The following is a 22,725-nucleotide window of genomic DNA, read 5'->3' as shown; positions in this document are numbered from 1 at the left end:
TGAATAGCCGAGAAGGCACGTGATCGATCTGCCTTGCTATAGTTCGCGAGAGGCCGCCGCCATTTCGCTTCTCGCAGCTCGCTTGCCGGCTGCTTTCAGCCTCACCGGCATCGACGTGGCAGCCGTCATGCCGGATTCGACACCACCGCGTGTTCCGATAGATTGCCGTCGGTTTATGTTGCGCCTGAATGGCCATGATTTCCGCATCTCGATCGACCCGACGCTCCTTCCGTCCAAAGCGGTGAGACATTGGCCAGACATCACGTCGCTGCCACTGGATGACAGCTTGCGGGAAATTCTGTTTGACACCGTCCTGCGCGATATAGCGGTTCAGGTGGAACGATGGTGCGGTGAGCGGCCCATCTGGTCGTCGTCCGAGATCAGCGGAGTGCTTCCCTACGCAGTTAGGCTTGTTCGCTTGGGGGGGGCAAACAAACTCCTCGGGCTTGTAGAATTCGGTGCCGGCGGGCTCGATTGGATCGCCGACTGCTGCTGCGATGCGCTGCCGGTCGTGTGCACAGTGCTCGACGATCTGGCCTTCTCTCTCGATCTGAGGGTCGCTCGCGTGACCCTTGCCTTGGCGGAACTACAAGCACTCGCGCCGAGTGACATCATCCTGCTCGACACCTCACCGGTCGCTCGTAACGGCGCGATGACCGTACTGCTGTGCCTATCGGGCAATTCACGATTTCGGGCCTCGATCATGGACGGCCGCCTCGCAGTCCTTTCAGCAGTGGACCACATGATGGAAAAACCAGAGCCTCTCCCTCCGGAAACCTTCGACAGCATCGACCTACCGGTCGATGTGAATGTTGGACGCCTGACCATGTCATTCAAGCAGCTTCGTGAACTCGCTGTGGGCCAAGTACTGGATCTTGGTTTCGACGCAACGAGCAATATCACTTTGCGAGTTAACGGCAGGGTGGTCGCTGCGGGCGAGTTGGTGCGCATCGCCGATCGAACCGGTGTGCGTGTCTTAGACATGCGCCTACAACGCGGCGAGCCATGAACACCGGGTTGCCTGATCCCGTTGTCTTGATCGTCTTGACCGGGGCGCTCGCAGTCGTCCCATTCCTTGCGATTACCGTCACGTCGTATGTCAAACTGGTGGTCGTGTTCGGCCTGGTCCGCAATGCTCTCGGCATTCAGAACATCCCGCCGAACATGGCACTGAATGCGGTCGCCATCCTGCTCTCCGTTTATATTATGCAGCCAGCGGCCCAAAACGCATATGAAGCAGTGCGCAACAAAGAGATCGCGTTTGAAGATCTCCGTGGGCTCGGCGAAACCATACCGCTAGTTATAGAGCCATTTCGCGACTTTCTCCTGAAGAACACGTCGCGACAGGAACGACAATTCTTCGCCCAGACCACCCGTGAACTATGGCGCGAAGCGGACGCCGCCGCGGTTACTGATAGCGATTTTATGATTTTGATCCCGGCATTCATCACATCCGAGTTGGCGGATGCGTTTAAGATAGGTTTCCTACTATTCCTGCCTTTCATCGTCATAGACCTGATCATATCGAATATTCTTTTGACAATGGGAATGATGATGGTTTCACCGATGACAATCTCTCTGCCGTTCAAGCTGTTCTTGTTCGTCGCTGTGAACGGATGGCAGCGCCTGATCCACGGCCTGGTACTGTCCTATGCGGGACCATCGTGATGAGTACCGCCACTCTCGCCAACATTACCATCGACGCGCTGAAACTGACTCTGATTCTATCGATGCCCATGATCGTCGTCGCTACAGCGGTCGGGCTGGTTGTCAGCGTGGTGCAGGCGCTAACCCAAATTCATGAGCAGACGCTTCCGTTCGCGGTGAAACTGATATGCGTAAGCCTGGTTCTGCTGGCAACTGGGAGCTGGATCAGTGGGGAGTTGTATCAGTATACGCTGAACATCTTCGACAAGATAGCAGCGATGTAAGTGCAAAGGTGGGAGATGCTCAATCGGTCTGTTATCTCGCGCGGTGACTATGAGGGCCATTCCAACGAGTCGCTCTCGATCAACTTATCTGATCCGCCCCATGTCGCAATTGATCCGTCTCTCTTGCATACTGCCGTTGTCGTCTTTGCACTCGCATCCACGCGTACTGCGGGCATGATGCTGATTATACCCTTTTTGGGGCGTGGCATTGTAACCGGACTGGCGCGGAACGGCGTAATCATGGCATTGAGCCTCCCGGTGATGGCGCATGCTTGGGCAACCAGGCCCGCGAACCTCGAGATTTGGCATCTGCAGATGTTCCTTGGCTTGGGGCTGAAGGAACTCTTACTCGGGATCGTACTCGGTATGCCGATTGCCGCGACTGTCTGGGGTGTTGAGGCGGCGGGCACCTTCGTTGACAACCAGAGGGGCGCCGCGATGGTCAGCCTCTTGAATCCGGCCAGCGGCAATCAGGTCTCGCCGCTTGGAACGCTGCTGGCGCAGCTCTTCGTCACCTCACTGTTTGTCACCGGGGGCTTCTCCGAATTGATCAATACGCTCTATCGCTCCCACGACGTCTGGCCTCTGTGGAGCTTGCTGCCTGCATTCGGTCCGGCATTTGCTACGGGGGTTCTGCATCTCGCAGATGTTGTCATGCTACTGACTTTACTTCTCGCCGGTCCAGCCATCGTTGCCATGTTCCTCAGCGAAATCGGTCTGGCACTGATCGGCCGCTTCGCACCACAACTGCAGGTCTTCTTTATCGCCATGTCGGTTAAGAGTGCGGTGGCCCTCCTGCTCTTGATCCTTTCGCTCACAATCGTTCTGGCCGAGGCGGATCAATACGTGCCATCACAGTTCGCCGTATTCAACCTCGTCGCGAAATGGTTGCCATGAACGGCCAAAAGACGGAAAAGCCTACTCCCAAAAGGCTTCGCGCCCTGCGCAGGAAGGGACAGGTGCCTCGGAGCAATGAAGTCGTATCCGCGGCGCTGACCATCGCATTCTTCACCCTGTTCTTTGCCTCCTTGTCTGGCATGATAGACCGGCTCGAGGCAATGATCCTATTGCCTATACCGCTTCTCGAGGGTGACCTCCTGAGCGTCACTCACAAGCTTCTGCGGTCCTATGTTGCCGAACTACAATTTTTGCTCGCGCCCTTCATCGGCATCGTTCTGGTGATCGGCGTAGGCGCCAACGCCCTACAGAATGGCCCGATGTTCGCGCCCAAGGCGGCCGCGCCGACGCTGAAGAGGCTCAGTCCCAGTGAGAACATCAGGAGGATCGTTTCGCTGGCGAGCTTCATCGAAGTGGTCAAGTCGATTGGAAAGATTCTGATACTCGGCTCTGTTCTGCTGCTTGTTTTGCGAGAAGGTATGCATGCACTCGTCTGGACGCCGAGTTGCGGAATCTCCTGCCTGAGGGCGGTGACAGGTAACCTGCTTCTCGGTATCGCAATCTATACCGCATTGAGTTTTCTCACGGTGGCAATTGCACACTTCGCATTCGAGCGCTGGCAATTCACCAAGAAAAACATGATGTCGAAGGATGAAGTGAAGCGGGAATACAAAGAGACTGTCGGCAATCCCTTGGCCATGGCAAAACGCAAACAACTACATGTGGAGTTGCTTGCAAAAGGTATTTCGGCCAAGCGCGCAGGGCGGCCGTCTTGATCACCAATCCGACGCATGTTGCCGTGGTTTTTATTACGACCGGCGGCACGCACCCTTGCCTCTGATCGGTGCAATGTACCGATCTCGCGCCGCGGCATAAGCCTGCGCTGTGGCTACCTCTGTGCCGGTCGTGCGAAACATTCCGATGGCGCGCCAGCTGCTAAAGGACGGACAACGACCAGACGAGTCTATTCCATCAGTTTTACGCAAATTCGCGGGGCTTCTCCGAGCGCTTGGTAAGCGCAACCAAAGCCGGCCATCGGTCGCGTAAATCTCCGTTCAAGGTGAAAAACAAAAGCTTTCGGCTGCTGCTGGTGGCTCCGTCGGGCGGCTCATATTTTGTGAATATGCAGACATAACGAGCTTATATTTGTCGCCCGTGGAATGACATCATACTACTGTTGTGGCGGTTTGTCTTGCGCACCAGCCAATCGGGCCGTTCGGCTCGATGGTGTGTTCCCCAGATGTAACTGCCATGGGAGCAAGCACCGAAACGAGTTGATGGGAACATGTGGATCCGCGCAGCCTTGCACCACTCAGAAAGGATGGCAAGTCTGCTCCCAAAGGGTGGGACAGTGAATTGCCGCTGGGATCCAGAAGGACAGGATTGGCCAGCCGCTAAGCGATCCGTCGCCAGAGCGCACCGAGCCAGGGCGATTCATGATCCGAAATCGCCGCTTCGAGCCATTCTGATCGGGTGGCGATTCGAGCCTGTCCCGGTGCCCGTGGACTCATGGCGCACTGAAGCTGTGGAGGCAAAGGAAGAGCGCAAGTGGCGGGTGATCAGAGCGTCGGTGCAGAGCTGCATGATTTCTATCGGGCCACGCTCTCCAGCGGCCCAGGACCGCTTCGGCTTTATAGGGAGATCCTCAATAAGTTTGGCGTCGAGGGCTTTGCACGGCATATCGCCTTTCTTACACGTACGCTCGGCCAGGACATCGCTTCGGCTGGTCCGTCGGTCGAGCCTGCCCGGCTGCGTGAGATCCTCGGCGGATTGTCGGCGTTGCGGGTGCTCGATACCGTGCACGAGTTCTGCGAAAAGATGGTCGATCGGATACAGCGTCGAAGTATGATCGACATCACCGCTACCGGCGTGATGCAGCAGTTGTTGCCGCTCGTCGAAGATGCCGTTCCTAGTCCATCCAAGATCATTCCCATTCCGGAAAGGTTTGGAATCTCTGCCGTTCAATTGGATCTGCACATCGCCGTGCTGCGCGAATCCCGAAATCTTCTCGCGATGATTCCGGTCGGGGTCTACCGCGACATGGAAGCCCGAAAAAAGACATTGCGGGCAGTAGAGGCGGCAATGGACCTCCGCATTGAACAGGAAGAGAGTGCATGAGCGAAGGCGCCTATTCACGCTTTTTTGCTCGGGCTGGTCTTAACACGGATGTTCCCATCAAGGCTGTTGATGCCACAGCGCAGTGATCCATGAATAAAATCAACTTTGATAACCTGAATCATTCAACTTCGACTGCGCGTAGGTCGGCGGAACTGCGCCCAACGCGCCTCGACTTTGGCGGCCTGATCCAAACCGAACTTGTGGCGCTGCTGGAAGCTGTTCGCAAACCCGTGGTCGACACTCGGCCGGCTTCACAATTCGATCTGCTATACGACGCCCCCACGGTCGACGACCTGATGATGGCAGCCTTCGCCCCCCCGATCGCAAATCCCGGAGTCCTCGACTCGCCGACATACGCCACGACCCTCAAGGCCGCACATGCATCGCTGGGCGATCTCGCAGCACAGGCGCAGGACTCAGATTGCGCGGTGTACCGCGACGCGCTCTCGGTACTTGATCAGGAGCTAGCCGACCGAGTTCTTTTCGAGAGCGCCTGCCGCGCTCTGATGCGAGGATAATGCTGATGAAGCCTCTCCTCAGTTCCGACAAGCGCGATGCTGTATCGGCCCTTGCGTATCTCTACCTCAAGTTTGGCTACTTTCACAATGCAGCCAAGCTTCTGCTCGCCCTCGACCATCTTGACTCTGGACCGGGTTGGGCACGACAGGCACGCTGTCTGGCGTTGCTGCGAGCGGGGCACTGCGAAGAAGCCGCTGTTGAGGCGGGCCGGCTTCTTGTCCATGCACTGGATGGCAAGGACCGATTCCGGGTGATGCAGGTGCGGGCCAAGGCCTGTTGGAAACTCGGCCTCAGGTCCGAGGCGAGAGCCTGTCAGCAAATGGTCGCAATACTGCTGACAGAGGCGGCCGCGCCGGGTGCGTCGTGGGGGAGGGCAGTGTGAAATTTCTCAACGGAGTCCTGGCTGTTGCGACTGGCCGGAACGATATCATTCTGGCGGGGCTGTTAATTGGGATCATCTTCATGATGATTATTCCCCTGCCGCCGGTTCTGATGGATGTGCTGCAGGCTGTCAACCTTGGAATCTCCGCGCTCCTGCTGATGGTCGCAGTCTATATCAAGTCACCCCTCGCGTTCGTCTCATTTCCGTCGGTGCTTTTGCTGACAACGCTCTTTCGGTTGTCGCTCGGCATCGCTGCGACACGCATGATCTTACTGCACACGGAGGCCGGCCGGATCATCAAGACTTTCGGCGATTTCGTAGTGGCTGGGAATCTCGTGGTGGGTGCGGTTACCTTCTTGATCATCACAATCGTGCAGTTTGTGGTCATCACGAAAGGGTCCGAGCGCGTGGCTGAAGTCGCTGCACGCTTTTCGCTCGATGCGATGCCGGGCAAGCAAATGAGCATTGACGGCGATCTGCGAGCGGGCGGTATCGATATCCAAGAAGCACGTCGACGCCGCACCGCCGTCGAGCGCGAATGCCAGTTGTACGCGGCCATGGACGGTGCCATGAAGTTCGTCAAAGGCGACGCAATCGCAGGCTTGATCAGCATCGTCGTCAACATCTTGGGCGGCCTCGCAATCGGTACACTGCAAAAGGGCATGGGCTTACACAAAGCCCTTGAGATTTACACGATCCTGACCATCGGGGATGGCCTTGTCAGTCAGATCCCGGCTCTCTTCACCTCAATCTCGGCAGGCTTCATCGTCACGAGGGTGGGCGACAAGGACAAGGGCTCAGATCTCGGCACCGAAATTGGAGATGAGGTAACTGCCCAGCCACGTGCGCTGATCGTAGGATCCTTTAGCCTACTCCTGTTCTCGCTGGTACCTGGTTTTCCTTCGATGATTTTCGTTATCTTGGCAGTATTGTCTGGAGGCGGCGGCTGGTTGTTGCAGCGCAGTCGTGCGCCTTCTGCGCCGTCGGTGAGTTCCTACTCGATCGGCGGCATGAGAGCGCTTGAGACGGCGTCGGACGGGCCGGCTGAACCTGGCGGCGGAGGCGGGGATGCCATCACGCTCACGATCCCGGTGATGGTCGACATTGGTCGCGACGTTCAGGGCATCATCCGGCCGGACTCGCTTAACAAGGAATTGGCCGCTGTGCGACATGCGCTGCTTCTCGATCTCGGTGTTCCCTTTCCCGCCATTAATCTGCGTGTCAACGACAACAACAAAGATGGCACGTACACTATCATGGTCAACGAGATTCCATGTGGTGAAGGATCCTTACCAGCGCAGCACCTGCTGGCTCGTGATCTCCCCGAGAACCTCGACATGGTGGGTATTCCGTATCTTCCCGGTAAGCCCTTCCTTCCTCAAATCGAGGCCACCTGGGTCGACGTCGCACATCGCCAGTCGTTGCAAGCCGCCGGTATCCCATTTTTGGAACCGGTTCAGATAATCAGCTACCACATTGGTTATGTCCTGCGCCGGCAAGCGGACGAGTTTATCGGAATCCAGGAAACGAAAATTCTGCTGAACAACGTGGAGGCATCTTTCCCGGAACTCGTAAAAGAGGTGCTGCGGACAGTTCCCCTGCAGACGATTTCTGAGATCTTGAAGCGACTGGTGTCCGAGGAGGTCTCGCTGCGCAACATGCGCACTATCGCCACCGCACTGGTCGAATGGGGACAGAAGGAAAAAGACACCGTTCTGCTCACTGAGCATGTGCGCTGTGCGCTGAAAAGGCAAATCTGTTTCCGGCATTCGGTCGGCAGGAACCTGTTGCCAGCTTACATTCTTTCGCCGGAGGTGGAAGACACGGTGCGTAATGCCATTCGGCAGACGTCCGCTGGCAGTTATCTCGCCCTCGACCCTGGCACAACACGGCAAATCATTGATAAGGTGCGGGAGGCGGTGGGCAATGTTGGCCAGCAGTCACACCAGCCCGTTCTGCTGACTACAATCGATATCCGGCGATACTTGCGCAAGATCATCGAAGTCGATCTTCGTGCGCTACCCGTGCTCTCCTATCAGGAGCTTACTCCCGACATCTCGGTACAGCCGCTGGCAAGGATATCGCTGCCGTGAGTGAGCCGAATGTGGAAAGCGTTACTGGCACTGGCGATGATGCCCAGCTGATCTTGCGCGTGCTGTCCGGTCCCAACCGGGATGCAGAGACGTCACTGGAGGAGGGAGTCTGGTCGATCGGTGCAAGTGATACCGATGACCTCACCTTCGCCGACCCAGAGCTGGCCGCCACACATCTTCGCATTGGCATCGAGGCGGGACGCATCGATATTATTGCCCTCGCACCGGGCGTACGCATCGGCGCCAAAGATCTCCCAACAGACGACTGGACAGTGCTCGGACCGCTGACGCCAGTGCAGGTTGGTCGGACGATCTTTGCGATCGGCCCGGCCCGGAGCAGCTTTCCCGAGATCGACCCCTTGGTGCGAAGCAGGGAGCCGGTTGGATCGACGCATCGTTCCGCCCGCCCCGAACTGGCGTCGGCGGCTCTGCACGGCCGGCAGATACATCTCATGAGGGGCTCGGGGACGCGGCGACTACGGCTCGGCGCGGTGGCTTGCGCTCTCCTGATTCCGCCGGTCGTCGGGGTTTGGACGGCAATAGGACGAGGTCCCCCCTCCGCCCTGAAAGCGGCGGCGGACGCTGACCCGATGAGGACAGCGCCGGATATCAGTCCCGAATTAGACGTCGCGCGCAACGACAACACCGCAGGAGACCTACGACCTGGAGACGATGCTAAGCTGAGGGCCGCCCTGAGCAACGCCGGCGTTGAAGCGGAAGTGTTATCGAAACGACCGGCCACTGTGTCGGATTCGCAGCTCATCGATCTCGTAACGACGGTCATACGCGGCTTCGGGATCGAAGGTGGCGTTCGGGTGATCGGCACCGGGCACATCACGATCACAGGATATGGACCCAGCGATGCGAAGGTCGAGGCGGCGCTTCATCGCCTACGGCAGGATATTCCAGGCCTAAGAAAAGTTGAAAACGCCATCGTGACACCCGAATGCGCTCGCGCTTTTCTAGAGACGGCCATGACGGCCCAACTCCGTCGCTCCACTCACATCTTGACGAAGTCCGATGGCCTGCTCGTTTCGGGCGCTCTGACTGCGATTGCTTTTGAAGCCTGGGAGAACGTCGCTTCCCGCTTTCAGCAGAAGTTCGCGCCCTACATCCAGCTTGAGACGCAGTTCACGCCGGTCATATTGCCGGCGCTGAGAGGTATACACCTCGGCCGAATCCCGTTCATCGTCCTTGAGAATGGAATGCGCCTGAAGGTGGGCGACCGTCTCGAGACCTTGGGCCAGATCGTTGCCATCGATCGAGACGGAGTTTTTGTGCGCCTCGGCGCGGATGAGGTGCATGTTCCTTATCAGAGCACGCCCAGTTGGATAGCGGAGGAGAAAGGATGAGCGAAATCATGGCCCAGTTTGAGCTGCAAAGGCAGCTGCTAAGTGATTTCGACGGTGCAAGGAGATCTGCCCTGGAGAGGGAATTCGATACATGCCGGCAATCGTTGAAGCGTGAAATGGATGGTGGCGTTTTAAGGCAGGAATTCGAAGTCTTGGCAGCCATTGTGGACGCGATAGATGCGGCGAAAGAGGTGATCAACGCGACATGGGAAGCTATCCCGATACACAAATGTCGCTAACTTGGAGATAGAGATGGAAATCAACCACGGCCACAGCCCTAATCTAAGCAGAAGCCTTGGAAGCGCCACTGCTGCAGCAGAAAGAAATCTTAACAGCTTCTTGAATTCCATGGACCCCAGCAACGCGTCCGATCTTATTAAGCTTCAATCTATCAGTCAGCAATGGAGCCTCAGCCTAAATTTGGAGTCCGGCATGATAAAGTTGATTTATGACGCCCTGAAGGGGGTGTCCCAGAAAATCAGCTGAAGATTTTTGCTAGATACCAGCAGTTCATTTCTGATGCGAGCCGGCATGCTGTTTTGGCAGCGCTGTGCACCCCTATGCATGGAGCGCAGGATTGCCTCAGCGAGGGTCGGGAGCGATTGCGGGTGACGGCTCGTGCATGCGCTTTCACAACGCGTCAATCGCGGGCAGCAAATGCAGGCGGATACGACACTCCGGCCGCGCCCGCGGCCTTGACCCGAGGCCTACGCGAAATGCGTGATGCTCGACGTCAGCAGACCGGGAAAGCCCACCGGCAACGCCTAGATCGAAGCGTTCAACGGCCGCTTTAGGGAGGGTGGCTGAACGCCCATTGGTGGCGCGGAGCCGAGGCTCTAATCGCCACTGGATGAAACTTTCGTGGCACGTCCGGCGGCAAGGCGCGTTTTCTGGGCATTTCCAAACGGCGAGGAAAGGACGATTTTCCGCAACGTACAATCACCGTCGTGGGGATCTTGCTTGCCTTTTCACTCGGCTTCGTCATGCACTGGGCTGCCAACCCCATGCCATGGGAATTTTACGACTTGGTTGCCGTTGTGCCGATCCTGTTCGGTTCGCGTTGCAGATGCGGGCTTTCGATGTTGCTCGACATGAGTTCGCTGCGCCGACCCATCTACGAACGCGCTAACCGCATGTTGATGGCGGGTATCATCCTGACCGCATGCGTGGCGCTGGCCATCCTGCTCGATCTCTTCGCGACGTCGGTGAAGGGCACGCTGCCCGGCGCTTGAAGGCCTGTTACCTGCGCTTTGGTGCTGCCATCGCAAGGCTCAAGAGTTGAATCCGGAGGCCGCTCTTCGGACTGCTGCCTCGGAATCTCCGACGTCAGATCCGATGCACGGCTCCAAGCCGTCTTCCTTTCGGAACCAACCGCGTGCAGGCGCGCCTCTGAGGGGCTTTGTAAGCGCAGCTTGGTGGGCCCGCCGGTCTGCGGACCTTCTGCTCGGCCTCGAAACCGAAGACGAAAACGATGACCTGCGGTGTCTCCGCTTGCGTGTCTTTCGAGCGCCATTGGCGACGTCCTGCATCAGCGGATCGACAACTGGCGGACGGTAGTGCGAATCCGGCACACATTGCTGCACTTGGCACAATTTTCCTCCAGGTCGTTCCTGTAAGCCCCGAATGGCACGATTGGCGGCAATCTGCGCCAGGATCGGCGCTGAAAGTGCCGGCCGTATGCTGCCGTGTTCGGACACCTTCACTGCACTGGCGCCAAGGTAGCCCGTCAACGGACCGCCTGTTAACGTCGAAAAGCCGCCCCGGTGGTTATTTGCCGGACTGCACACCTCACCGCTCCTCAATTAATGCCGATGTGCTGGCTCATCAAGATGATCCACTTGATGCGCAAACGACAGGCGGGGTACACCCACTATCCAGGCCGTGGGTTGTTCAGCAGTTCGAAATTCTCGCTGTCTAGCTAGTGGACATGCTAAACTCCATGTTCTCGGGCTACAGCAGGATTGATCACCGACCCGGCAATAGTGCTGCCCAGGCGGCAGCTATATCCTCCGGCTGGTCAAGTCCGTCCACAATGGCAGTGATGCGCTGTTGTAGCTCGGGCGCAAGCCCCGCCACACCTGCTCCGAGAGCTTGGAGAGCCGAGACGCGATCTGTGGGCTGGTCGAGCCCCTCGGCAAGGACGACGATACGCTGCTGGAGCTCTGGGGCAAGCCCTGCCATGCCCGCACCGAAGCCCCACAGCGCTGAGATGCGGGCTGCGGACTGGTCGAGCCCCTCGGCGAGGACGACGATACGCTGCTGGAGCTCTGGGGCGAGCCCTGCCATGCCCGCTCCGAGGCCTCTCAGGGCCGTGCCGCGATTCTCGGGATGAGCGAGCCCCTCGGCGAGGACGAGGACACGCTGCTGGAGCTCGGGGGCAAGCCCTGCCATACCCGCTCCGAGGCCCTCCAGGGCAGAGGCGCAATCGGCGGGGTCGAGCCCCTCGGCGAGGACGACCAGACGCCGCTGGAGCTCGGGTGCAAGCTTTGCCACGCTTGCACCGAGGACCCCCAGGGCCGGGCCGCGATTCTCGGAGACGTCAAGGCCTTCGGCGAGGGCGACAAGACGCTGCTGGAGGGCAGGAGCAAGCGATGCCATCTTCGCTGCTAGTCCCTGCAGGGCCAAGGCGCGATCGTCGGGCTGATTGAGCCCCTCGGCGAGGACGACGAGACGCTGCTGGAGCGCCGGGGCCAGCCCTGCCGCACCTGCTCCGAGGCCCTCCAGGGTCACGGCGCGGAGCTCAGGGTCGCCAAGTCCCTCGGCCAGGACGATGAGACGCTGCTGGAGCGCGGGTACAAGCGCTGCCAAGCCCGGGCCGAAGCCCAATAGGCCCTCCGCGCGATCTTCCGGGTCGTCAAGTGCCTCTACGAGGACGACGAGACGCTGCTGGAGCTCGGGGGCAAGCCCCGCGACACCCACTCCGAGGCCGTACAGAGCCGAGGAGTGATGTAAGGGGTGGTCAAGTCCCTCGGCGAGGGCGACCAGACGCTGCTGCAGCTCGGGCGCAAGCCTTCCCACGCCTGTCCCGAGGCCTCGCAGGGCCGCGCTACGTTCCCAGGACTGGTGAAGTCCCTCGGCAAGCGCCACGAGGCGCTGCTGGAGGTCGGGCGCGAGTTCTACCAAGCCCGGTCCGATATCGTCGAGGATCCAGTTGCGGTCGTCGTAGTCCTCAAGCCCCTCGACTAGCGCGACGATGTGCTCCTGCTGCACTCTGGTGAGGCAATCGAAGTTGCGCGCGAGTGATTGCATCACGCCGGGATACATCAGCGGCTGCGGGCCGGGTTGGAGTTGCGTCAGCCTGTTCCAGATGGCCTGAACCCGGATCCTTTCTTCAGGCGTCGCGATTGCCATCGCGGCGACACGCAGCTGTTGATCTGTTTGTGACATGCCCAGCAGATCGATCAGGCTGAGCCGCTGAGCAACCTCACCGAGAATATCCAGCGGCAGATCATGGATACTGCTGGTATGCTGGCTGCTTACAGGAGAAAACGCTTGATCTTGAGGCTCAGAGCGCGTCTGCTCCACCACAGAACAGGATGATTCACCCGGTCCTTCAACGCTAGCCGCCGGTCCGATGAGAGAATCGTCCGTGATATCACGCTCGATGGCGTTGAATGCCGAGATGGGCGCCTTGCCACGCTCCTCAATGCCCCTCATATTCACCTCCTATGGATACATCTTGAGATCATCGTGATTGTCGCGCAGCGGAAGCATCAAGGATCGGCAGTTCCTAGAACGTCGCTGGCTTGACCAGGTTGAGTCCGCGATTACTCGATCGGACAAGATCCTTTCCATCGTCGACCATGAGCTGCCCTGTCGAAGAAGACCGGATGAGACCGCCAGTTCCAGGCGGCCCGCCAATGATTGCCCAATATCGGCCGGAACCAATGGTGGCGAATTTCAAAGCGCCAGAAACAATCTGCCTTTGGAAATTCCGTAATGTTCAGCATCATGGCCCATCGGGGCGCTCCTGTGGTTTCCCGCAAAACACGTGCCCCTTCAAAAGGTCAACATTGATCTGAGCGCTTCGCCACAGCCCTCAGCCTCTCAAGACCACTAATCGCCGTGGTCCCCGCATCGCTGACAACGGACGGACGCTCCACATTCGATGTAGTTTCACCGACAGATTATGTCTTGCTTACTACCCAAACTGTTCCGCCGTTGAGCGAATCTTCCAATTCCAGATCCGCTGAGCGTTCTTCCTCCAGGGTGGCGTTGGTGCGCAAGCGGCGAACGAAATCCTCGAATTTGCTAACCTCGCGCCACGCCTCACGTGCCACGCTGTGCGCCTCCTCACGCGCCTGCCGACTGCGGGCGGCCTCAGCTCTGGTCGCATCGAGGCGCTTTTGGAGCAGCTGTTCGTGTTGGCGCAACGAGACGACCTGCGCATTCACCTCGTCAAGATCAATGAGAGCCGCGGCTTTCCCGATTAAGGGATCGTATAGCGCGGCTTCGCGACGGGGTCGGTCTTCCTGCCATCTGCGAAGATCTGTCGAAGCGGTTTCGATTGCCGCGACAGCATTGTCGAGAGCCGCCTGCCGCAGGCGCAACGCATCTTCAGCGCGGCGGCGCCGCAGTTGCTTGAGTTCGAGAATGCGATGTACGGCTTTAGGAATCATGCCAAGCAGGCGGCGAGCGCATCGACCATTGCGTCGAAGCCGATCTGCTCTTTTGTCGACTGTCGCAAGAAGCTTCGTATCTGGTCTATTTTGGCGATCGCTGCATCAGCGAGTGGATCTGCTCCCTCCTTATACTCGCCGACACGCACCAACAGTTCCACCTCGTCGTATTTTGCCATCAGCTGCCGCAGGCTGCCCGCCAACCATTCATGATCGGACGACACGATTGCGCTCATGACACGGCTGATACTCGCCAGAATGTCGATAGCGGGATAGTGGTTCGACATTGCCAAGGCGCGTGAGAGCACAATGTGACCATCGAGGATGGATCGGGTTTCATCAGCCACCGGTTCGGCCATATCATCGCCCTCCACAAGCACAGTGTAGAAGGCCGTTATGGATCCGCGGTGATTGTTCCCCGCGCGTTCGAAAAGCCTCGGCAGTGCAGCGAAAACCGATGGCGGAAAACCACGCCGTGTCGGCGGCTCACCGGCCGCGAGACCAATCTCCCTCAGCGCACGCGCGAAACGGGTTACCGAATCCATGAGAAGCAACACACGCTGTCCTTGGTCGCGGTACCATTCGGCGATGGCCGTCGCGACATAGGCCGCTTTGGCCCGTTCCGCTGCGGAGCGGTCGGAAGTAGCAACGACAATAACCACTCTCGATAGCGCTTCTGCGCCGAGATTGTGTTCGATCAACTCCTGCACCTCCCGGCCTCGCTCGCCGATCAGCGCTATCACAGCCACGTCGACCGCTGCGCCACGCACCAGCATCGACATCAGTGTACTCTTGCCTCCGCCCGCAGCGGCAAAGATGCCGGTGCGCTGCCCCTCGCCGCAGGTTAGAAGACCATCGATCGCCCGTATGCCGACAGGAAGGACTTTGTCGATGATAGGCCGGGATAAGGGGGCCGGTGCGTCCCTGTAGACAGGCACGCGGGCTTCCGGAAGCAGCGGCCCATTGGTGGATTCGTCGAGAGGTCGGCCGAAACCGTCGAGGACGCGGCCCAGCAGATTCCAGCCGGTGGGTACCATGAGGGGCTTTCCCGTTGGGACCACTTCAGTGAGCGTGGAGAGGCCCTGCATTTCCCCAAGCGGTGTCAGAATGGCGACGTCGCACTGAACGCCAACGACCTCCGCCGACAGTTGCAAGTCGTTCTCCGGATTACGAAGAGTGCAAAGGTCGCCAATGCGGGCGCCCGGCGCCGTGGCACGGATGACCGTTCCAAGGATCTGAAGGACCCGGCCGCGGACGTGCATTGTCGACGCCTGCGCAATTGCTGATCTTGCGAGCTGGAAAAAACGATCGATGTCCTCCTGCTCAGGGGGAATGACTGCGTTCGCCGGCTCGGCTGGCTCGGAGATCGATTTAGGCATTTGGGACATTATCATGCTTTGAGTTTGCAGAGGTTTCTAGGCTGCTGCGTAGGCAGCTTTCGATCGCCGCAAGCTGGCTCTCGATGGTGGCTTCGACCAGTCCGGCATCGGTCTCGATGATGCATCCGGCATCATTCACGCGCGCGTCCGCAATTAGGTCGACGGCGCGCGATGTCAGCCTCGGGAGGATCTCGTCTAATCGGCTGCGGACCGCCTCGAGGAGCGACGGTGCCACGCGTAGCCGGACGAGGGATTTGTGCCCCGCGAATTTCAGACCGCGCAAAGCAATCTGCACCGCCGCCTCCACTGGCTCAACAGTTTCGATGATCCGCCGTGCGATCTGCAGGCCCATGTTGACGATCTGCTCTTCATTTTGCGCCATAACCCGCAGAGAATCCGTAGCGATCGCGGTCAGGCGGGCCTCGATTGCCGCTTGTGCCGCAGCCAAGCCGGCTTCTTTGGCGTTCGCCTCGATCACCCGGGCCGATACACGCGCCGCCCCGATGAGCGCATCGGCTTCGCGCCGTGCCTGCATAAGCAGTTGCTCGGCGTCCACCAGCGCCTGTGCGCTGCCCGCCGGCAAGATTCGCCCAGGGCCGAGTATGCCGGCCGATGCAGGTGTCAGCTGAACCAATGCGACCATTTGGGTATTCTCTTACGGACCAGGCGCCGCATCGCATTAAATGCGTCCTCGCCAGCACTGTCGTCACGACAGGCGTCCACCGCCGCCGCCCAGAGTGGCGCGGGACGGCGCAAGCGTAACCGAGTCCGCAGCATTTGCGGAATGCCGCCAATCGCAAGACCGAAGATCGCCGCGCCGCAGTGGAGCAATGCACTGGGCGCGGTCGGAATGTCACAAGCACCGATCGCCGACATCAGTGCGGCAGTCGGCCGCGGCAGGAGTGCGGCCTGCGGAGCGAATGCGACGGCTTCTTCGCCAAGCGCCGCGCGAACCGCCGCGATATCGCTCGTGCGAATAAGTCCTGTCAGGCCGGATGCACCCACCCAGGCGCCAGCTAGCCGCATAAGGCGCACCGCGTCCTGTCCAGGGAGGAACGCGAGCCGGCTTCGTCGCGCGGCGCAAGCGGAAATGATGGCTGACGGTTGGTCACTTTGGCCACGAAGCAGCCAGCGCCCAAGCTTAATACGAGTGAATGGTTCCGCCAGAGCGATATCCAGCGGCATCCATTCTGGCCAACCATGCGCAATTGTGAAATCGAGATCAGCGGCAGGATCGGCAATGCAGCACATCACCGCCTTCGCCCACGGTGCATCAAGCCATTCATCCGACATCGCGGCGGATGTCCCGGCGATCGCTGTTGAATTGTTCGATCCGCTTGATCTCATTGAGACGCTATGGCGGATGTCTGGCGGACGCGACGCCATAGCAGGAACGCGAGGACACCATTGCCGATAAGCGATGCCGCTGTGCCGCACACGAGCCCGACCAGTAGATAGCGTGCGCCCCTGTCCTGTGTCGTGAGGACGGCCGATCTATCGACCGAACGCAGTAAAGCATTATCCTGGCTCGCCGCCAGCAGGATGACGGAAACCCTTTCATAGGACAGGCCCTCCAAGCTGTTTGCGACGAGCTCCTTGATTTTCGGTACTATCTGATCGACGGTGGTGCTGGGTGCGTAACGGACAAGCACAGCAGCGCTCGAGGGGAAGGGCGGGTTTCGATCGTCGCTCATTTCTTGCGGCAACACCACATGGACCCGGGCATTGAGCACGCCATCGATGCTGGTCAGGGTCCGCGACAACTCCTGTGTGATGCCATAAATATAGCGCACACGCTCCTCTGTCGGCGATGAGATCATACCTTCTTTCTTGAAAAGACTGCCCATGTCGGCATAGACGTCGTGAGGCAGTCCGGCGCCGTTCAACACTTCCATGGCAGGGGGGACATCCTTAGTATCTACTGCCAACGAGGCAGTGCCGCCGCTGTCCGTCGTTTTTTCGGCATAGATGCCTTGATCCATAAGCAGTGCGAGCATTTCGTTAGCTTCGTGCGCCGGAAGATTGCGGTAGAGCTCGAGCTTTGATCCGCAGCTCACCATCGTGAACATCAATAGGATTATCGCCAGCTGCTTCAATACAAAGGTCACACCCGCGCACCAGCGTAGATCATTGGTTTTTCAGGAAAGTCTCAAGGCTTTGTGTGGCCTTGCCGACCACCTTGGCCAGCATGTCGCACTGTAGGGACAAAGCTGATATCGTGACCTGTGCGCTCAGCCAATCAGCCGAGTGGATTTCTCCCGGTTTCATGTTCGCCGAAGTGGCTTCTATGGCTTGGGTAAAGCTGGTGCTCAGCTTTTCCATGCTGCTGAGGATGGCGTCTCCCGGTGTCCGGGCGACCCCAGATCCGCGCGCCACCTCGGTCGCTGACCTGTCGTGCTGTAGCGACAACTCGGGCCGAACGGATGCGGGACGAACGGGGTCAATGGATTCAGCCGAAATATTCGACACGAATGCACTCTCCGTTGGCAAAACAGACCTCAGAGCCCCTGGGCTAATGCTGTTCACGCTCACCAGATGTCCCTCTCTGACGGATGTGCGACCGAGCTCTTGCCAAGCGCCACGACGAGTCCATCGACGTCGGGATCTCCACCCGGAACCTGCTTGAGCACGGCATCACGCTGGCTGAGTCGTCCTGCCAGATGGAGAGCCAGAGCCTTGAATGCAATCCCATACGCGTCATTGATATCCGAAAGCGGACGCAGCTTTTCCAGCGCTGCCTCGATATCTCCAACCGTCAAATCGGCCACGGCGTAAGCGATGACGGACTCCCTACCGCCCGGCGCAATGGCATTAAGTCCTTTCGCAATACGTCTGGCCCGCACCACGTCATTCGAAACGCAAGCCAGGAAGGCCGCCTCGGCAAGATGCCGCCGAAAGCCAAGCCCGATCTCAGTGCGACTCCCGGATGAGCCGGACGTACATGAAGGAGACATCGTTATCGAGTTCCTTTCTCTTGGGGATTTGCGCGCCTGGGGATTTGCGCGTCATTTTCCGGCAACCATGCCATCGAGCTGCGGACCGAATTCTAACACGCTCCAGCTTGTTCAAATCGCGCCGCGCCGGCAGGCAAATGGTTTGTTAACTTGCATCCGGGACGACATGATCCATACGCGGCAGCCACTTTGACAAAGGATTTTGCTAACAAGTACGCATCAAGGCGGAAGAGCTCGCCGCCAGTGTTGTTCGATATCGCGCCAGGCACAAATACAAAGACGATATGCATCCATACTCGCCGCATATGAGGCCGTAACCGAGAGCATGTTTGTCATTCCTGATCGGGCTGATGTTCGATGCCATTACGCCTGATGATGAGCACATATCGAAACAATATTACCGGTCTGGTTTAAAAGCAGATATCGACAGTATGACTGGCGATTTATTTGGAGTTCCAGCATGAAGCGCGAGCATCAAGCCGTTGCGGGTAAAGCTCTCGCCTTGAGGCAAACGGAATGCCGGCGTGACGCAAACATCGGCAGACCGTGTCTTGCAGTGGCTGAAGGATTCAGATCATTCGTCCGCCTTGTCGTAGGTGTGAAGCGCGTTGAGCTCACCGACGACGGCGCTAGCACAGTCCTTGAGGGATGGAATGTGCCGTGGGCATCGACCATCAGGCAGTCGCTGCTCTCCAGAGGTCAAAACTTTGCCCGCGAGGCGCAACGCCTGCCATTCCACGGGGGAACGAATGAGTAGCAAAGATCTCGATGAGACGATGGAAACCGCCCGGCAAACGATCGCCCAGGTGGAGAGCTCCTTGAAAGAAAGTCGCGAACAGCTCGCCAGGCAAGCTGAGCTCTTAGGCGATTATGCCATCAGCGGCGATATCGACTCCGCATTCGTTGGAACTCGAGATGAGGACTTTCGGCAAGCTTACACATGTGAACGGCAGGCGGCGCTCACGTCCGATCAGCGACCGGTACGTGGGTCGGGCGTCAAGCTGATACGGCAGATGGTCTGAGGCGGCGATGCAGAAGGTAGAGGAGCAGCGGGTAACGGGGGATGGAGAAGTGGGCACTGTTGAGGCTGCAGGGCTGGCGCGGATTACGGAAGAGCTGATCGCAGGACGAACGGATTTGGCGGCTGTTATTGGGATGACGGATGACGAGCTCGAGGCAGTCTACGCGCTCGGCCATCGTTTCTATTCTGCCGGTAAATACTGCGATGCGCTGAACTTCTTTCGGTTTCTATGCATGCATCGGTACATCGACCCGAGATTTTGGTTCGGATTCGGTGCTGCTAGTCAGATGTTGGGCGATTCAGCAAATGCCGTGCGTGCCTATGGAATGGCTGCGCTGCTGAATGACGAGGATCCGCAGATTCCGTTTCGCGCTGCCAAATGTCTTATCAAGCTAGATCAGCCGGCGGCAGCCGTGAGCGCGCTTGATAGTGTATTGGCGCTTAGCTGCGGCAAACCTGAGCATAAGGATTTGGCTCAGCGGGCGTCGCTGATGCTGCGTCGGCTCAACCCTGAAGCTGATGGTAAAGGAGACTGCGATGCGTAACGTCAACACTACAGAAGCGATCGGTGGACTGAGACTAAAATCCGGGGTGCTAACTGAGGTCGACGCACTCACCAGCAATCTTGTCGCTGGTTTTGGCAAATCTGGCGCTGAACCTTCGCTACCACCAGTCTCTGACGGCGCTGTGGCGCCGGACAGGGTGCCAACGCTACCCCCGCCACGGGCCTTCGATACGATCCAACTCGTCGAGAAATTTCTGGCCCTCAAGATAAAGATGGGCAACGCCCAAGCTGCCGCGGGTACGGAGGATGTACGGCACTGGGGTGAACTGCAGAAGCAGGAGAACGAGAAAATTGCCCGAAAGATTTCCGAGGCGGCGGAGAAGGTGAGAAAAGCGAAAAAGAGTTCGAAGGTCATGAGGATATTTGGGTGGATTGCGATCGCGTTCACCGGGGTAGCAGCCGTAGTCACAGGCGGGCTTCTCGCCGTTTCGACCGCGGCAGTTGCACTCGCCGTGGGGATCCTGACCGAGACGGGCGTCATGGACAAGATGATGCAGGCCATTGCGAAAAGCCTCATCAAAGATCAAGGGATGTCACCGCACCAGGCCGAGCTTTGGGCCACTATCATCACGGTTTTCATCGTCGTTGCTTGTTCGGTGGCCACCTCGGCTGCCGGTTTCCGCAGTGGGGTAAATGGGGCCGCGAGCATTGCCGCGAAGATCACAAGCCAGGCCGACAAGGTAGCGAAGATTGCCATGGCCGGTCAGCACCTTGCGACAGCGGCCCGAACGGGCGAAGTCATTGCTACGTTAGCCGAGGCGTTCGCAGGCGGCGCGAGCGGATTCCTGCAGAAGCAGGCGACGGACGCCCAGGCAGAGACGTTGGATATCAGGAAATTCCTCGCCAGATTGGCGAATCTTCAAGAAGACGAGATCGCACGCATCCAAGAATTGGTCCTCAGCATGACGACCATGACGCAAAGAGTTGTCGATGCGATCGAGGAGCAGAGTCGATCCGCCTCAACTGCCATACGGCACATCGGCTGACGAGCCATAGCTGTCAAATCCCTGCCCAACGCCAGGAGGATATACATGCTACACACCGTCATACAGACAAACCGAATTGGCGGTCATCTATCGCCTGACGGCGCTTCGCAGGAACATCGACCCTTGTTGGTAATGTCCGCGACCTCTAGTGGCCTGGGTACTAGGAACGGCGAAGTTGCGTCAACGCTTGCCGATTCCTGCAAGTTGGCGTGGGCAGGTTCGCCAATGCTCGCAGACATCGACGTTCAAACCGCGGCTGCCGAAACTTTGGGAGCACGGCTCGCCTCAGTTGACATATACGCAGTTGGCGCGTTGCTGCACAGGCTAAATCTGCAGTTCCGTGATTCTGCGAGATTGGACCGGCAGGTTGCACGTGATTGCGATATCGCGGCGCAGAACGCCGCTGCCAAGGCACTTCGCGCTTCCGGGTTATGCCAGCTGGTCGGCACGGTCCTAACCTCCGCCTTCGCAATAGCCGGTGCGGGCCTGAGCTTTCAGGGCGCGCGCAAAGCACAGGCACGGTTCGATGCTGAGATTGGTGGTTGGAAGGCACGCAATGGCAAGACGAGTTTTCAGACCGAGGTGTCCAAGCCGGCTACTAAGCCGGATCCCGAAATATCCCTAGAGGGCAGCCAGCCGCCTCACGTCGCGGTCACGCCGGTTACTAAGCCGGACCCTGAGATAGTGGAGGTTGACCAGCCGCCGCCCGACCTTGGCAAGGCGGCTACTAAGCGGGACCCAGAGACACTCCCAGAGGATAGCCAGCCGCCCGGCGTTGACCTGACTGGGATCTACAGAGCCCAGCAAGTCGCGCAACAAACGACGATGACCTGGAGCGGCGTCGCCACGGGCATATCCGAGCTCGGCAAGATTGCAGGTGCCGGCTTGAACATGGCAGCAACGATAGAGCAGGAGAAAAAGGCGAAGCTGGACGCGGAGGACACCGAGATACGCTCTCGCGCCGAGGATGAAACCGAATACAAGTCGGCATATGAAAGGATGATCAACGATGTTCTGGAAACGCTTTCTGAAGTGAGACGCGCCGATGCTGAGACGCGGAGCAAAATCGCCAACATGGGATGAGCTTTGGAACCAGTTAAACCTGCGCAGGAAAAGGAATGAGGAATGTCGGACGTAAGCTTCCCAACTGTGACGTATGCCAATATTGCCGGGGGACGGGGCCGGGCGGCCGCATTGGCACAGCGGCTCCAGATGGAACGATATGATTATCTCGAGCATCAACTCACAGACGAATTCGAGGACATGGAGAAGCTGAACGATTGGCTGAAGAGCTCGAACTCCGCTTTGGCCGAGTTACGCGTCAACCGGCCCGCTGACGACAAGCAAGAGAATGAATATGGCACGTTTGTGGACGCGCAGGGCAAAACCCAGAGCGTCCACCAGTGGATGATCGACAACGGCATCCCTATTGACAAGAGCGGTGATACCAAGGGTCGTCAGTCGGATTTCGATGCCGCCATCTCCAATCTCAAAGCGCGCGTCGATACCATGAATAGTGACTCGCAGATGGAGCTCATTCGCCTGCAGTCCCTGATGGACAAGGTGAATCAGTGCGTTGAACTCGCGACCAATTTGGTGGCCAAGGATGGCAAATCCAAGGAGAACATCCTGGGCAATATCAGGTAAAGAGCGGATTCGTGGCAGATTTGACGCAGAACGATCATCAATGGCTCGCGAATCGATTGGCGTTTCTAGTTGGTCGCGCAAGGGGTGCGTGGGTTGCTATCGTCGGCAGGAATACTGCATTGCTCTGCGTCCCCTGTTTACTTCTACCTTTGGCGGGGTGCTCCGGCAGTGGTACGATTGCCGAGCGGGGGGTCTTGCTGAACTCTCCGTCCTCCGTCCCGTCTGGCTCCGCGTCTGTGCGAGAAATTCGCGGACCGCAGAC

The 22,725-nt window shown here is 58.5% G+C and carries 26 protein-coding genes; 18 read left to right on the top strand and 8 right to left on the bottom strand.

The annotated features are described in order from the left end of the window. The first annotated feature begins 19 nt into the window (after positions 1-19). From sctQ to NKH97_RS26705, 13 genes are all read left to right on the top strand, one after another. Positions 20-1,009, top strand: a complete 990-nt coding sequence (gene sctQ, locus NKH97_RS26765) for a type III secretion system cytoplasmic ring protein SctQ (RefSeq protein WP_352799118.1) — start codon at positions 20-22, stop codon at positions 1,007-1,009. Continuing rightward, complete coding sequence (gene sctR / locus NKH97_RS26760) at positions 1,006-1,668, top strand: type III secretion system export apparatus subunit SctR (protein ID WP_352799117.1); 663 nt, start codon at positions 1,006-1,008, stop codon at positions 1,666-1,668. Before sctQ ends, sctR begins: the two co-directional genes overlap by 4 nt. Then, complete coding sequence (gene sctS / locus NKH97_RS26755; RefSeq protein WP_352633219.1) at positions 1,668-1,931, top strand: type III secretion system export apparatus subunit SctS; 264 nt, start codon at positions 1,668-1,670, stop codon at positions 1,929-1,931. Before sctR ends, sctS begins: the two co-directional genes overlap by 1 nt. Before the next feature lie 15 nt (positions 1,932-1,946). Next, positions 1,947-2,828: a type III secretion system export apparatus subunit SctT gene (gene sctT / locus NKH97_RS26750; protein ID WP_352799116.1), complete on the top strand. Its 882-nt coding sequence runs from the start codon at positions 1,947-1,949 to the stop codon at positions 2,826-2,828. Continuing rightward, on the top strand, positions 2,825-3,604 hold the full coding sequence (locus tag NKH97_RS26745) for an EscU/YscU/HrcU family type III secretion system export apparatus switch protein (RefSeq protein ID WP_352657454.1): 780 nt from the start codon (positions 2,825-2,827) through the stop codon (positions 3,602-3,604). Before sctT ends, NKH97_RS26745 begins: the two co-directional genes overlap by 4 nt. Positions 3,605-4,376: 772 nt before the next feature. Further along, the gene (locus NKH97_RS26740; RefSeq protein WP_352799115.1) at positions 4,377-4,946 is read left to right on the top strand and encodes a TyeA family type III secretion system gatekeeper subunit; all 570 of its coding nucleotides are present in this window, start codon (positions 4,377-4,379) and stop codon (positions 4,944-4,946) included. A gap of 89 nt (positions 4,947-5,035) precedes the next feature. Continuing rightward, on the top strand, positions 5,036-5,464 hold the full coding sequence (gene sctX / locus NKH97_RS26735; protein ID WP_352799114.1) for a type III secretion apparatus assembly protein SctX: 429 nt from the start codon (positions 5,036-5,038) through the stop codon (positions 5,462-5,464). Positions 5,465-5,469: 5 nt separating this feature from the next. Further along, positions 5,470-5,847 carry a hypothetical protein gene (locus NKH97_RS26730; RefSeq protein ID WP_352633224.1) on the top strand — a complete coding sequence of 126 codons (378 nt, stop codon included), beginning with the start codon at positions 5,470-5,472 and terminating at the stop codon, positions 5,845-5,847. Continuing rightward, complete coding sequence (gene sctV / locus NKH97_RS26725; protein ID WP_352799113.1) at positions 5,844-7,940, top strand: type III secretion system export apparatus subunit SctV; 2,097 nt, start codon at positions 5,844-5,846, stop codon at positions 7,938-7,940. Before NKH97_RS26730 ends, sctV begins: the two co-directional genes overlap by 4 nt. Next, positions 7,937-9,292, top strand: a complete 1,356-nt coding sequence (locus NKH97_RS26720; RefSeq protein ID WP_352799112.1) for an FHA domain-containing protein — start codon at positions 7,937-7,939, stop codon at positions 9,290-9,292. Before sctV ends, NKH97_RS26720 begins: the two co-directional genes overlap by 4 nt. After that, positions 9,289-9,531 (top strand): EscE/YscE/SsaE family type III secretion system needle protein co-chaperone, encoded by a 243-nt coding sequence (locus NKH97_RS26715; protein WP_352633227.1) that lies wholly within the window; start codon positions 9,289-9,291, stop codon positions 9,529-9,531. Before NKH97_RS26720 ends, NKH97_RS26715 begins: the two co-directional genes overlap by 4 nt. Positions 9,532-9,544: 13 nt before the next feature. Beyond that, entirely contained in the window at positions 9,545-9,778 is a 234-nt protein-coding gene (locus tag NKH97_RS26710) for an EscF/YscF/HrpA family type III secretion system needle major subunit (protein ID WP_352633228.1), read from the top strand. Between the two features lie 497 nt (positions 9,779-10,275). Next, positions 10,276-10,524 carry a hypothetical protein gene (locus NKH97_RS26705; RefSeq protein WP_352799111.1) on the top strand — a complete coding sequence of 83 codons (249 nt, stop codon included), beginning with the start codon at positions 10,276-10,278 and terminating at the stop codon, positions 10,522-10,524. 733 nt (positions 10,525-11,257) lie between these two features. Here NKH97_RS26705 and NKH97_RS26700 read toward each other — a convergent pair. The 8 genes from NKH97_RS26700 to NKH97_RS26665 form a co-directional block, all read right to left on the bottom strand. Further along, positions 11,258-12,949, bottom strand: a complete 1,692-nt coding sequence (locus NKH97_RS26700) for a hypothetical protein (RefSeq protein WP_352799110.1) — start codon at positions 12,947-12,949, stop codon at positions 11,258-11,260. Positions 12,950-13,419: 470 nt separating this feature from the next. Further along, a complete protein-coding gene (gene sctO, locus NKH97_RS26695) occupies positions 13,420-13,911 on the bottom strand; it encodes a type III secretion system stalk subunit SctO (RefSeq protein ID WP_352799109.1) in 492 nt (163 codons plus the stop codon). After that, positions 13,908-15,290 carry a type III secretion system ATPase SctN gene (gene sctN / locus NKH97_RS26690; RefSeq protein WP_352799108.1) on the bottom strand — a complete coding sequence of 461 codons (1,383 nt, stop codon included), beginning with the start codon at positions 15,288-15,290 and terminating at the stop codon, positions 13,908-13,910. Before sctN ends, sctO begins: the two co-directional genes overlap by 4 nt. Beyond that, positions 15,283-15,933 carry a FliH/SctL family protein gene (locus NKH97_RS26685; RefSeq protein ID WP_352799107.1) on the bottom strand — a complete coding sequence of 217 codons (651 nt, stop codon included), beginning with the start codon at positions 15,931-15,933 and terminating at the stop codon, positions 15,283-15,285. The genes sctN and NKH97_RS26685 overlap by 8 nt, the downstream gene beginning before the upstream one ends. Further along, positions 15,912-16,583 carry a hypothetical protein gene (locus NKH97_RS26680; RefSeq protein ID WP_352799106.1) on the bottom strand — a complete coding sequence of 224 codons (672 nt, stop codon included), beginning with the start codon at positions 16,581-16,583 and terminating at the stop codon, positions 15,912-15,914. Before NKH97_RS26680 ends, NKH97_RS26685 begins: the two co-directional genes overlap by 22 nt. 50 nt (positions 16,584-16,633) lie before the next feature. After that, a complete protein-coding gene (sctJ, locus tag NKH97_RS26675; RefSeq protein ID WP_352633237.1) occupies positions 16,634-17,398 on the bottom strand; it encodes a type III secretion system inner membrane ring lipoprotein SctJ in 765 nt (254 codons plus the stop codon). A gap of 19 nt (positions 17,399-17,417) precedes the next feature. Next, positions 17,418-17,759: a type III secretion system inner rod subunit SctI gene (gene sctI / locus NKH97_RS26670; protein ID WP_352799105.1), complete on the bottom strand. Its 342-nt coding sequence runs from the start codon at positions 17,757-17,759 to the stop codon at positions 17,418-17,420. Between the two features lie 59 nt (positions 17,760-17,818). After that, a complete protein-coding gene (locus NKH97_RS26665; RefSeq protein WP_352799104.1) occupies positions 17,819-18,133 on the bottom strand; it encodes a hypothetical protein in 315 nt (104 codons plus the stop codon). A gap of 860 nt (positions 18,134-18,993) precedes the next feature. Here NKH97_RS26665 and NKH97_RS26660 point away from each other — a divergent pair. From NKH97_RS26660 to NKH97_RS26640, 5 genes are all read left to right on the top strand, one after another. Beyond that, positions 18,994-19,266: a hypothetical protein gene (locus tag NKH97_RS26660; RefSeq protein WP_352799103.1), complete on the top strand. Its 273-nt coding sequence runs from the start codon at positions 18,994-18,996 to the stop codon at positions 19,264-19,266. 7 nt (positions 19,267-19,273) lie between these two features. Continuing rightward, positions 19,274-19,810: a SycD/LcrH family type III secretion system chaperone gene (locus NKH97_RS26655; protein ID WP_352799102.1), complete on the top strand. Its 537-nt coding sequence runs from the start codon at positions 19,274-19,276 to the stop codon at positions 19,808-19,810. Next, the gene (sctE, locus tag NKH97_RS26650) at positions 19,803-20,816 is read left to right on the top strand and encodes a type III secretion system translocon subunit SseC family protein (RefSeq protein ID WP_352799101.1); all 1,014 of its coding nucleotides are present in this window, start codon (positions 19,803-19,805) and stop codon (positions 20,814-20,816) included. Before NKH97_RS26655 ends, sctE begins: the two co-directional genes overlap by 8 nt. A 225-nt stretch (positions 20,817-21,041) precedes the next feature. Then, positions 21,042-21,899, top strand: a complete 858-nt coding sequence (locus NKH97_RS26645; protein WP_352799100.1) for a hypothetical protein — start codon at positions 21,042-21,044, stop codon at positions 21,897-21,899. Between the two features lie 42 nt (positions 21,900-21,941). After that, entirely contained in the window at positions 21,942-22,463 is a 522-nt protein-coding gene (locus NKH97_RS26640) for a hypothetical protein (protein WP_352799099.1), read from the top strand. Positions 22,464-22,725: the final 262 nt, after the last annotated feature.

The sequence above is a fragment of the Mesorhizobium sp. M0870 genome, from assembly GCF_040319775.1.
GTDB lineage: Bacteria > Pseudomonadota > Alphaproteobacteria > Rhizobiales > Rhizobiaceae > Mesorhizobium.
This window is presented reverse-complemented; position numbering and strand designations above follow the sequence as displayed.